This is a genomic window from Citrobacter sp. TBCS-14, assembly GCF_005280805.1.
GTDB lineage: Bacteria > Pseudomonadota > Gammaproteobacteria > Enterobacterales > Enterobacteriaceae > Citrobacter > Citrobacter gillenii.
On sequence record NZ_SZWM01001334.1, the window covers coordinates 1 to 229 of the forward strand.

The window sequence follows — 229 nt, forward strand, 5'->3', positions numbered from 1 at the left end:
AATAACCAATAGTGCTGAAATTAAAGTAACTGAAAACGAGGACGGTTCTAAGTCGTTCCAAGGCATTGGTTCAGAAGTTGGCGTAGAGAATCGTAACGGTATTATCTTGACCCCTAACTGCATTGAGTTTGCTAGAGAACGATATCCATTGCTATATGAACACGGAGCTGGATCTAGTGAAGTAATTGGGGACGCGAAAGTTTATTATGACTTAGCTTCTAATAAATAC

The 229-nt window shown here is 39.3% G+C and carries 1 protein-coding gene; it reads left to right on the forward strand.

What is annotated here, in order from left to right; genetic code table 11:
* A partial coding sequence (locus tag FDX22_RS30705; RefSeq protein WP_212732862.1) for a hypothetical protein occupies positions 1–229 on the forward strand: 229 nt, incomplete at both ends.